Below are 11852 nucleotides of genomic sequence, written 5' to 3' on the forward strand. Positions count from 1 at the left end.
CTCGTTCAGGCGTAGACATGGAAGCCGCGGCCGGACTTCTTGCCCAGCAGGCCGCCCTCGACCATGCGCAGCAGCAGCGGTGGCGGGGCGTACAGGGGCTCCTTGAACTCCTCGTACATGGCCTGGGCGATGGAGACGGTGGTGTCCAGGCCGATGAGGTCGGCGAGCCGCAGCGGGCCCATCGGGTGGGCGCAGCCCTGTTCCATGCCCTGGTCGACGACCTCGGCGCTCGCCAGGCCCGACTCGACCATGCGGATCGCGGACAGCAGGTAGGGGAACAGCAGGGCGTTGACGAGGAAGCCGGCCCGGTCCGGGGAGGCGATGGGTTTCTTGCCCAGGGTGTCGCGGACGAAGGCCAGGGCCCGCTCGGTGACCGCCTCGTCGGTCAGGACCGAGGAGACGAGCTCGACGAGCGGCAAGGCGGGCACCGGGTTGAAGAAGTGGATGCCCAGGACCTGGCCGGGGCGGCGGGTCGCGGCGGCGAGCCGTACGACGGGGAGGGAGGAGGTGTTGGTCGCCAGGATCGCGTCCGGGTCCTCGACAATCTTGTCGAGGGTGGCGAACAGCTCCAGTTTGAGCTGCTCGTCCTCCTTGACCGCCTCGATCACCAGCTGCCGGTCCGCGAGGTCGGCGAGGTCGCGGGTGAACGTCACCCGGGCCAGGGCCGCGTCGCGTTCCTCCTCGGTCAGCCGGCCCCTGGCCACGCCCCGCTCCAGGGCTGCGGCCAGCCGTTGCGGCGCGCTGTGCAGTGAGGTCTCGGAGAACACGGCGACCTTCACGTCCAGTCCGGTCCTGGCGCACAGTTCGGCGATGCCGGTGCCCATGATGCCGCTGCCGGCTACGCCGACCCGCTCGATGCCGGTACCGGCCTGGTGTGTGGACAAGGTCATGGCTGGGTCCCCCAGTTCAGAAGTGTTGCTCCGATCGACATGCCGCCGCCGAAGCCGGCGAGCAGGACCAGGTCGCCCGTCCTGAGGGCGCCGGTGCGGTGGGCCTCGTCCAGGGCGACCGGTACGGAGGCGCTGCCGACGTTGCCGTATCTGGTGAGCGTGCGGTGGGTCTGTGCGGCGCCGAGTCCGGTGCGCTCGACGACCTCGCCGAGCATCACGCCGTTGGCCTGGTGGGGTACGAAGTGGTCGACCGCGCCGATGTCGACGCCGGCCCTGTCGGTGAGGGCGATCAGCGCGGGCGGGACGTGCTCGGCGACGAAGTCCCGTACGCCGCGGCCGTCCATCTTGAAGTAGTGGGCGCCCTCGGCGACGGTCGCAGCCGAGGCGGGTCTGCGGCTGCCGCCGGCCTCGACGCGGATCAGGTGGTGGGCGTCGCCGCGGCCGGCCAGGTCGGTGGCGATGATCCCGTACGGGTCGGGGACCGTCCCGACGACCGCGGCGCCGGCGCCGTCGGCGAACAGGATCGCCGTGCGGCGGTCGGTGAAGTCCAGGATCCGGGAGTAGACGTCCGCGCCGATGACCAGGATGCGGGCGGCCGGGTTGACGGTCACCAGGCTGTGGGCCAGCGCCAGGGCGTAGACGAAGCCGCTGCACACGACGTTGACGTCGAAGCAGGCCGCGCCGTAGGCGCCCAGGCCGTGCTGGACCAGGTGGGCGGTGGGCGGCTGCGGGAAGTCCCCGGTGGAGGTGGAGACGATGATGTGGTCGATCTGCTCGGGGCCCAGACCTGCCTGTTCCAGGGCGCGTTCGGCGGCCTTGATGGCCAGGTCGGAGGTCGCCTCGTGATCGGCGGCGTAGCGCCGGGATTTGATCTGTGTCTTTCGTTCGATCCACTCCGCGGTGACGCCGACGCGTTCGGCGACCTCCTCGTTGCCGACCTCCAGCTTGGGCAGGTAGGAGCCGGTGGAGAGTATGCCGATGCCCATCATGGCCTGGCCAGGGGACGCCCCGCTTTGACGGGGGAGGCAACGGCTTCGGCGGGATCCTCTGAACTCAACTGGGCTGGCAGAACTCTGCAGTTCACCTGTACCGCCTTCCTGCCGCACTAAAAGTGCCGCGCCTGTAACGTAGGTATGGGGCTCTAGCCGGGAAGGATCGCCAGCTTCCGAACGACGTGGATGATCTCGGACACCAAGCAGTGTGGGAACCGATGTCCGGCGCTGCGTCGGCGGCCACCATGGGTTGGGACGTCAACAACCGTTGGGGTCGCCCGTCGAAGAGGCGGAAGGGGGATGGCTCGTGATCCACGCGTACAAGTTCCTCCTGCGGCCTACGGCCCGTCAGACCGTTGCGCTTGGCGGGATGCTTCGGGATCACTGCTCGCTGTACAACGGCGCTCTGCAGGAGCGCCGGGATGCCTATCGGCACGTCTCGAAGACAACCGTGCGTTATGGCGAGCAGTCTGCGCAGCTGAAGGAGATCAGGGCGTTTGACCCCGAGCGGCAGGGCCGCTGGTCGTTCTCCTCTCAGCAGGCCACCCTGCGTCGCCTGGACAAGGCGTTCGCCGCGTTCTTTCAGCGTGTGAGGGCGGGCGACACCCCCGGATACCCCAGGTTCCAGGGTGTCGGGCGCTTCGACACGGTGGTCTTCCCCAAGGATGGCGACGGCTGCCGCTGGGACTCCACCCCGCAGCATCCGCAGACCCGCGTCCGTCTCCAAGGCATCGGCCATATCCGAGTCCACCAGCACCGCCCCGTGAGGGGTCGCATCAAGACGATCAGTGTCAAGCGGGAAGGCAGCCGCTGGTACGTCGTCCTGGCTTGCGACCAACTGCCCACGGAACCGTTGCCAGGCACCAGCGTAGCGATCGGCATTGATATGGGTGTCGAGCACTTCCTGACCACGTCCGACGGCGAACACATCGCTAACCCGCGTTTCCTCAAAGCGGCTTCGGACGAACTCGTAGAGGCTCAGCGGCAACTCGCGAGGTTCCCCCAGCGGACCCGGCAGCGCAGCAAAAAGCACCGAGCCGCCGCTCGCAGGGTCGCTCGCATCTACGCCGCAATTCGCCGCCAGCGCCTGGACCATGCCCACAAGGTCGCGCTCGCCCTCGTTCGGGATTACGACGTGATCGCGCACGAGCGGCTTAACACGGCGGGTATGACCCTTACCCCGAAGCCCAAGCCTGATCCCGAACGGCCAGGTTCTTTCCTCCCCAACAGCGCCGCCGCCAAAGCGGGCCTGAATCGATCGATCCTCGACGCCGGTTGGGGGGTGTTCCTCACGGTCCTCGCCAACAAGGCTGAAAGCGCCGGTCGCAGAGTTATCGCCGTGGACCCCCGCAACACCTCCCGCATCTGCCCGTCCTGTGGGCACACCGCGAAGGAGAACCGCGTCACCCAAGCGAACTTTGTATGCATGGCATGCGGATTCGCAGCGAACGCGGACCACGTCGCCGCGACGAACGTCCTCAACAGGGCCGGGCTGGCCCTCTGCGACGTGGCCTAGCCACGAGCACAGGAAGCCCACGCGATCACGCTTGGGCGGAGTCACGTCAGGACACCTCGGTGTGGTCGGCTGCGCCCGGGCGCAGCGGGTTGAGGCGCTGGGGGCCGATCTTCGCGCGCAGGGCGGGGTCGGTGACGCCGAGGCCTTGCTCGGGGGCCAGGCAGAGCACGCCGACCTTGCCGGTGTGCCTGTTCTGCTGGACCAGCCGTGCGGCCTCCCCCACCTCCGCCAGCGGGTAGACCTCGGAGAGGATCGGCGCGAGGTGTCCGAGCTGGAAGAGCCGGTTGCACTCCGCCTGTTCCTGGAGGTTCGCGGCGTGAGAGCCGACGATCTTCTTGAGGTTCATCCACAGGTAGCGGTTGTCGAAGTGGTGGTCGTAGCCGGTGCTGGAGCCGCAGGTGACGACGGTGCCGCCCTTGCGGACGACGAACACCGAGATCCCGAACGTGGCGCGGCCGACGTAGTCGAACACGACGTGCGGGTCCTCGCCGACCTGCCGGCGGATCTCCCGTCCGAGCCGCTTGCCCAGCTCGATGGTGCGTTCGGGGGTGGGCGCGTCGTCGCCGCCCATGCCGATGTCGTTGCGGTTGATCACCACGTCGCAGCCCAGGCGGCGCAGCGCCTCGGCCTTGTGCTCGGAGCCGACCACGCCGATGGGGATTCCGCCGGCGTTCTTGACCATCTGCACCGCGAACGCGCCGAGGCCGCCGGTGGCGCCCCAGATGAGGACGATGTCGCCCTGTTTGATGCGGGCGCCGTTGTCGCCGACCAGCATGCGGTAGGAGGTCGCCGCGGTCAGCAGCACCCCGGCCGACTCCTCCCAGGTCAGGTGGGCCGGCTTGGGCAGGAGCTGGCTGGCGCGGACCACCGCGTAGTGGGCGAGGCCGCCGAAGTTGGTCTCGTAGCCCCAGATCTTCTGTCCCTGCCCGAGCATCGCGTCGGCGTGGGTGGCCGGTTCCTGTTCGTCGACCTGGACGCAGCTGACGACGACGTGGTCGCCCGTCTTCCAGTGCCGCACTCCCGCCCCGGCGCGTACGACGACGCCGGAGGCGTCCGAGCCGACCACGTGGTGGGGCAGCTCGTGCCGGGCGGCCCAACCTCCCTGGCGGGCGCCGCGCTTGAGGAACTCGAAGGTGGGGACCGGTTCGAACGTCGCCGACCACACGGTGTTGTAGTTGATGGAGCTCGCCATGACGGCGACGACCACCTCGTCCGGTGCGATGTCCGGCATGGGGACCTGCCCGACGTGCAGCGACTTGCGGACGTCCCGGTCCGCGACGCCGTCGAACATGCCGAGGTCCGCGGCCAGGAGGTGCGCCGCCTCGTAGGCCGAGGGGAGTTCGTGCCGCCCGAGTTCGTCCGGGCCGGCCCCGGACAGCAGGGCCTGTGTCAAAGAGTCCATGGCTTCCTATGCCTTCGCCTTCGCCGTGCGGAACCGCTGCTGACCGGGCCGGGGCGGGCCCGGCGTCGGAGGACCCGGGGTCACAGGACCCCCGGCGTCACAGGACCGCGCCCTCCTTCGTCCGCCTGCGCAGGCTCGGCCTGCTGGAGCGGCCGAGGTCCTTCCACATGTCCGACAGGCCGGTGATGGTGCGCGCCGCGAACAGGCGGCGGATGGACACCTCCTGCTTGAGCTCCGCCCGGATCAGGCCGACCAGCCGGATCGCGCGCAGCGAGTTGCCGCCGAGGTCGAAGAAGTCCTCGTCGATGCCGACCCGGTCCAGCTCCAGCACCTCGGCGAACGCCTTGGCCAGGATCCGTTCGGTGTCGTTGCGCGGTGCGCGGTAGGTGTCCGGCTCGGTGACGGGGTCGGGCAGGGCCGCCCGGTCGAGGCGGCCGCCCGCCGTCACCGGCAGGTGTTCCAGCACGGTGAACAGGGTGGGGACCACGGACTCCGGGAGCCGCTGGGCGGCGAAGCCGCGCAGTTCGTCGGCGGACACGGCCCGGCCGTGCACCGGGACGACGTAGGCCACCAGGCGCCGCTGTCCTGTGCCGTCCGGTTTGACGGCGACGACCGCCCGGGCGAGCTGGGGGTGTTCGGCCAGCACCTCCTCCACCTCGGCCGGCTCGACACCGGCACCGCGTACGTCGGCCTGGGCGCCCGCGTCGGCGACGTGCTCGATCCGGCCGTCGGCGCCCCAGCGCACCCGGTCGCCGGTGCGGAACATGAGTGCGCCGGGCGAGCCGAAGGGGCAGGGCACGAAGCGCTCCGCGGTCGGTCCGGGGCGTCCGAGGTAGCCGCGCGCCACGCCGGAGCCGGTCACGTACAGCTCGCCGGTGACTCCGGCGGGGACGGGTGCCAGGCCCGGGCCCAGGACGTAGAGGCGGGTGTTGTCGGTGGGGCGGCCGAGGGTGCCCGGCCGGGGTTCGGGCCGGTCCGCGGTCAGACGGTCGGCGGCGGCGAACCCGGCGGCTTCCGTGGGGCCGTGGCCGGTGACGACGGTCGTCCCGGGGCAGGCCTGTCGGATACGGCGCAGGGCCGCCGCGGGTACGCGGTCGCCGCCGGTGAACACCTCGCGCAGTCCGGCCAGGGACGCGGGGTGCCGGGCGGCGATCGCCGCGAACCGGCCGGCGGGCAGCCACACGGCGGTGACGCCGTGCTCCGCGGGTGCCCGCGTCAGTGCGTCGGCGTCGAGTTCGCCGCGGGGAGCCACGACCACCCGGCCGCCGCCCAGCAGGGGTGCCCACAGTTCGAGGGCGAGGGCGTCGGAGGTGGCGGGGGTGTGCCACAGCACGGTGCCTCGGGCGGCGCCCTGCCATGCGCGGTCCAGGACGAGCCGCACCAGGTTGCGGTGGGTGACACCGGCCGCGGTGACGGCACCGGTCACCGACGTGGGGCTGACGGCCACGAGGTTGTCGGGGTGCGGGAACGGGAGCGGGAGCGAGGTGGCGGCCCGTACGGCAGCGGCGGCCGGTGCGGCATCGGTGGCAGTCGCTGCGGCGGCGGTGGCCGGTACGGCATCGGCGGCGGCCGATGCGGCAGCGGTGACCGGTACGCCATCGGCGGCCGGTACGGCATCAGCTGTGGCCGGTGCCGCGGTGGCGGTGGCGGTGGTCGGTGCGGCAGCAGCGGCGTCGGTGGTGGTGAGGTCGGCGAGTATCAGGGCTGGGATCTCCAGGCCCGCCGAGAGGGTCGGGGCGGTCGCCGCGTCGGTGAGCAGGGCGTGTGCCGCGGCGTCGCCGGTCACGAGCTTGGCCTGCGCCGCGGGCAGCGCCGGGTCGACGGGAAGGTAGGCTCCGCCCGCCTTGACCACGCCGAGCAGGGCGACGGCCAGGTCCGCCGACCTCTCCAGTGCCACCGCCACGACCGTGTCGGGCCCGACGCCGTGCCGGCGCAGCGCGTCGGCCAGCCGGCTCGCGCGCTCGTCCAGCTCCCGGTAGGAGAGGGTGAGGTCACCGGACTGAAGGGCGACGGCTTCGGGCGTCGACTGCGCCTGCCGGGTGAACAGGTGAGGGACCGTCAGTCCGGAAAGGGCAGCCGCGCCGGTGTCGTTCGGCGCGGTCAGCACCCGCTCCCGCCCGGCGCCGGTGAGCGCGTCCAGCGCGCCGACGCCGCGTTCCCCGTCGGCCACGACCGCGCGGATGTGGTCGATCAACTCCTCGCCGATGAAGCGCAGTTCCGCCCGGTCGTAGAGGCGTGCGGGGGCGTCGAGGCGGATGTACAGGTCGCTTTCGGCGGTGCCGTCGCTGTAGACGCCGATGGACAGTTCGTCGAAGGAGCCGGTGGTGCCGCCGAGGTAGCGGGCCGGGTGGCCGCCGAAGCGGAGCTGGTCGACGAACTCGACGACGTTCATGACGGCGCCGAAGCTGCCGCGGTCGCTCAGCGCGGTCCGGCTCGCGCGCTGGATGTCGGAGTAGTGGCAGGCGGTGTGGCCGGAGATCTCGTACGTCTCGTCGACGATGGCGTCGGCGAGGTCGGTGAAGGTCGCGTTCAGCGGGACCTTCACGCGTACGGGGACGACGTTCACGGCGAGGCCGGGTGTCCGGCTCGCGACGCCGGCCCGGTTGCCGACGGCGAGGGAGAGCAGGAACTCGGGGCGGTCGCAGCGGTGGCGCAGGAACACGGCGGTGGCGGCGGTCAGCAGCGTGGAGGTGAACACGCCCATGGCCTTCGCCGCCGAGGTCCACGCGTCGGCCTCGGCGCGCGGGACGGTCAGGGTGCGGCCGACCATGCCGATGGGCTCGGTCAGTTCGCCCCAGCGGTCGGCGTCGCTCATCGGCTCGGACAGCGCGGCGCGCTCGGTGGCGGACAGGGCGACGCGCGGGATCCGCGCGGGGGCGGGCGCGTCGGCGAGGTAGTCGCGCCAGAACGCGGTGTCCTCGGTGAACGCGTCGGAGGCGAGGTAGTCGGCCGCCTCGGCCGCGAAGGAGGCGGCGTCCCAGGGGTGCGGCAGGGCGGGGACCTGCTCGCCGTGCGCCAGCGCCGTGTAGACCTCGGCGAGACGCCTGGAGAGCAGGCCACCGGTGCCGAACCCGTCCGAGACGAGGTGGTGGTAGGCGATCACCACGAGGGAGCGGGCCGGTGCGAGGGTGATGACGCCCATCCGGAACAGCAGGTCGTGGCCGAGGTCGAACGGCTTGCGGATCAGGTCGGCGAGCGCGTCGCGTGCCGCCTGCTCGGGGTCGTTCTCGGCGGACAGGTCGAGGAGGAAGGGCCGCCAGTCCCCCCGTTCGCGCGGCGAAAGGCGCAGTCCGTCGCCGTCGTCGGCGAAGGTGACGCGCAGGACCTCGGCCTCGTCCAGCACGTGCAGGAACGCGGATTCCATGACGGCCGCGTCGAGTTCACCGTCCACGTCCCACATGGTCAGTGCGTGGTTCAGTGTGTCGGCAGACATTTCCTCCGCCAGCCACAGTCCTTTATGCGCGGACGAAGCAGCGAATGCACGCACACGGATCAACCCCTTGGCAAACAGGTCCGGGAAATCGGAGGAATTCGCAGAATTCGCAGATCACCCCACCTTCACGGAAGGTGAATCGGCAGGTCAAGACAACTTGGTACGGGGGCGGGACGGGCCGCTTTTGGGCTTGCGGTGTCCCGCCGGCGGGACATTCAGGCGGCGGGACATTCAGGCGGCGGGACATTTCCGGGCAGCGCACGTCACGAGGGCGCGGGCCGCGCCCTCGTGACCCGGTCGAATTCGCCCGGTCGGATCGCCCGGTCAGTCAGCGTGCGTTGGGCTCGGCCAGCGAGGAGACGATGTGCCGGGCGATCAGCCGTGGGGAGGGGTGGCGCAGCACCACGTTCGGGCGCAGTTTCAGGCCGGTGGAGGCGGTCAGGCGTTTGCTCAGGTCGGCCGACAGCATCGAGTCGAAGCCGATCTTCGTGAACTCGCCGTCGGGGTCGATGGATTCGGTGGAGGGGTGGCCGAGCACGACGGCGACGCGTTCGAGGACGTGGTCGAGGACGAGGGCCTGGGCGTCGTCGGGGACGAGGGCCACGATCCGCTGGGGCAGCGGAACCTGCTGGTCGTCGGCCGCCTGCGGGGGTTGCTCGGGGGACGCCTGCGCGGTCACGGCGGCGGTGGGCGAGGAGCTGAGCCAGTACCGCTGCCGCTGGAAGGCGTAGGTCGGCAGGTCGACCCGCCGGCGGGTGGTGAACAGGGCGGACCAGTCGACGCTTCCGCCCCGGACGTGGAGCGCGGCCAGTGAGGCGAGGACGGCCTCCACCTCGCCCTGGCCGCGCCGCGAGGAGGACAGCACCAGCGCGTCGTCCAGGTCCTCGACCATCTCCTGCACGGGGACGGTCAGCACGGGGTGCGGGCTCATCTCGACGAACACCCGCAGGCCGTCCGCGGCCATCTGCCGTACGGAGGACTCGAAGCGGACCTTCTCGCGCAGGTTGTTGTACCAATAGTCGGCGTCCAGGCGCGCGGTGTCGATGATTTCGCCGTACAGGGTGGAATAGAAAGGCAGTTGCGACGATGTCGGGCTCACGTCGGACAGGGCGCCGATCACCTTGTCGCGTACCCGGGCCACCTGGTGGGAATGCGAGGCGTAATCGACCTTGATGCGCTGGGCCTGGCAGCCGTCGGCCTTCATCTTCTCGATGAATTCGTCGAGTGCGCCGGGTTCTCCGGACACCACGACCGCGCGGGGCCCGTTGACGACGGCGATACCGATCCGGTCGTTCCACGGGGTCAGGTGCTGCTGCACCACCGTTTCGGACTCGGCGACGAACGCCATCCCGCCGTGTCCGATCAGTTCCACCAGGGCCTTGCTGCGCAGCGCCACGATCTTGGTGGCGTCCCGCAGGGACAGCGCGCCACACACATGGGCGGCGGCGATCTCGCCCTGGCTGTGGCCCACCACCGCGGCCGGCCGGACGCCCCAGGACCGCCACAGGGCGGCCATGGACACCATCACGGAGAACAGGGCCGGCTGTACGACGTCCACCCGGTCCAGGCCCGGCGCGCCCCGCACTCCCCGGATGACGTCGAGCAGCGACCAGTCGGTCCATTCGGCCAGGGCGGCCGCGCAGGCGTCCATGCTCTGCGCGAAGACCGGGAAGGCGGCGTACAGTTCGCGGCCCATGCCGACCCACTGGGAGCCCTGGCCGGGGAACATGAAGGCGACGCCGCCGAGGTCGCCGGCCGCGCCCTCGACCACCGCGGCGGACTCGGCGCCCCGGCTCAACGCGCCCAGCGCGTCGAGGAGTTCGTCCTTGGTGCGGCCCAGTACGACCGCGCGGTGCTCGAAGCGTGAGCGGTCCGAGAGCAGCGACCAGCCGGTCGCGGCGAGGTCCGGGCCGGTGCCGGCGGCGGCGAAGTCGCGGAGTTTGGCGGCCTGTTGCCTGAGGGCCTGCGCGGTCTTGCCCGACACCGTCCAGGGCACCAGGCCGCCGACGACGCCCGCGTCCGTACCGCGCCGCCCGCCGTGCTCGCCGTGCTCGCCGTCCTGGCCCTGTCCCTGTCCCTGTCCTTGGTCCTGGTCCTGGTCCTGGGGCGGGGCCTCTTCGAGGACGATGTGGGCGTTGGTGCCGCTGACGCCGAACGAGGACACCCCGGCCCGCCGGGGGCCGTCCGGCTTCGTCCACGTACGCCCTTCGGTGAGGATCCGGACGGCGCCCGCGGACCAGTCCACGTGGTGCGAGGGCTCGCTCACGTGGAGGGTCTTGGGCAGGTGGCCGTGGCGCAGGGCCATCACGGTCTTGATGACCCCGCCGACCCCGGCGGCGGCCTGGGCGTGTCCGAGGTTCGACTTCAGGGAGCCCAGCCACAGCGGCCGCTCCTGGTCGCGGCCCCGGCCGTAGGTGGCCAGCAGCGCGCCGGCCTCGATGGGGTCGCCGAGCACGGTTCCGGTGCCGTGGGCCTCGACGAGGTCGACCTCGTCGGGGGTGACGCCCGCGTTCGCCAGGGCCTTGCGCATCACCTTCTCCTGGGCGCGGCCGTTGGGGGCGGTCAGGCCGTTGCTGGCGCCGTCCTGGTTGACCGCGCTGCCGCGCACGACGGCCAGCACCGGGTGGTTGTTGCGGCGGGCGTCGGACAGCCGCTCCAGGAGCAGCACGCCCACACCCTCGGCCCAGCCGGTGCCGTCGGCGCCGTCCGCGAAGGCCTTGCAGCGGCCGTCGGGCGAGAGGGCGGCCTGCCGGGAGAACTCCACGAACATCGCGGGGGTGGCCATCACCAGTGCCCCGCCGGCCAGTGCCAGCGAGCACTCCCCCGAGCGCAGGGACTGCACCGCCATGTGGAGGGCGACCAGCGAGGAGGAGCACGCCGTGTCCACCGACACCGCGGGTCCGGTCAGGCCGAGTTCGTAGGCCACGCGGCCGGAGGCGACGCTCAGGGCGCTGCCGTAGAGCAGGTAGCCCTCCAGGTCCTTCTGGCCGCCCTCCAGGAAGCGCCATCCGTACTCGGAGGAGCTGACTCCGGAGAAGACGCCGACCTCGGAGCCGCGGACGTCGGCGGGGACGATGCCGGCGCGTTCGAAGGCCTCCCAGGAGGTCTCCAGCAGCAGGCGGTGGTGCGGGTCGACCGCCAGTGCCTCGCGCGGGCTCGTGCCGAAGAATCCGGCGTCCCAGCCGGCGACGTCGTCCAGGAAGCCGCCCTGGTTGGTGTAGGCGTGGCCGGTGGCGTCGGGGTCCGGGTCGTACACGTCGCGCCATCCGCGGTCCTGGGGGAAGTCGCCGATGACGTCGCGGCCCTCGCGGACCACGTCCCACAGGTCCTCGGGTGTGGTCACGCCGCCCGGGTAGCGGCAGGCCATGGCCACCACGGCGACGGGCTCGCCGCGGCCGGCCTTGAGGGCGTCGTTCTCCTGGCGGAGCCGGTCGCGTTCCTCCAGGAGCGTGCGGAGCGCCCGCTGGACCCGGTCCGCGCCGTCCGCCGCGCGTTCCGCGGAATCGTTCATGGCAGTCCTTTCGTGGATACCCCGTCCTTCGGAGCGGGGAGGAGACGAAACGAAACCTCTGCGGAGCACGGCGAGGAATGCCGGTTCGCCTCCGAGACGGAACGGTTT

At 71.4% G+C, this 11852-nt stretch carries 5 protein-coding genes and 1 pseudogene; 1 reads left to right on the forward strand and 5 read right to left on the reverse strand.

Going from position 1 to position 11852, the window contains the following annotated elements; all coding sequences use genetic code 11:
• Nucleotides 1–5: 5 nt before the first annotated feature.
• Entirely contained in the window at nucleotides 6–890 is an 885-nt protein-coding gene (locus ACFYYF_RS29850; protein ID WP_388780636.1) for a 3-hydroxybutyryl-CoA dehydrogenase, read from the reverse strand.
• Nucleotides 887–1876, reverse strand: a complete 990-nt coding sequence (locus ACFYYF_RS29855; protein ID WP_388780691.1) for a 3-oxoacyl-ACP synthase III family protein — start codon at nucleotides 1874–1876, stop codon at nucleotides 887–889. The genes ACFYYF_RS29850 and ACFYYF_RS29855 overlap by 4 nt, the downstream gene beginning before the upstream one ends.
• A gap of 313 nt (nucleotides 1877–2189) precedes the next feature.
• Here ACFYYF_RS29855 and ACFYYF_RS29860 point away from each other — a divergent pair, with 313 nt between their 5' ends.
• The gene (locus tag ACFYYF_RS29860; RefSeq protein ID WP_388780637.1) at nucleotides 2190–3398 is read left to right on the forward strand and encodes an RNA-guided endonuclease InsQ/TnpB family protein; all 1209 of its coding nucleotides are present in this window, start codon (nucleotides 2190–2192) and stop codon (nucleotides 3396–3398) included.
• Between the two features lie 46 nt (nucleotides 3399–3444).
• On the opposite strand, the gene ccrA is transcribed toward ACFYYF_RS29860, so the two are convergent.
• From ccrA to ACFYYF_RS29875, 3 genes and pseudogenes are all read right to left on the reverse strand, one after another.
• A complete protein-coding gene (ccrA, locus tag ACFYYF_RS29865) occupies nucleotides 3445–4800 on the reverse strand; it encodes a crotonyl-CoA carboxylase/reductase (RefSeq protein WP_388780638.1) in 1356 nt (451 codons plus the stop codon).
• A gap of 97 nt (nucleotides 4801–4897) precedes the next feature.
• Entirely contained in the window at nucleotides 4898–8287 is a 3390-nt protein-coding gene (locus ACFYYF_RS29870) for an AMP-binding protein (protein WP_388780639.1), read from the reverse strand.
• 274 nt (nucleotides 8288–8561) lie between these two features.
• Nucleotides 8562–11744, reverse strand: a pseudogene (locus ACFYYF_RS29875) (type I polyketide synthase); the annotation flags it as partial.
• Nucleotides 11745–11852 lie beyond the last annotated feature (108 nt).

The sequence above is a fragment of the Streptomyces sp. NPDC001914 genome, from assembly GCF_042891215.1.
GTDB lineage: Bacteria > Actinomycetota > Actinomycetes > Streptomycetales > Streptomycetaceae > Streptomyces.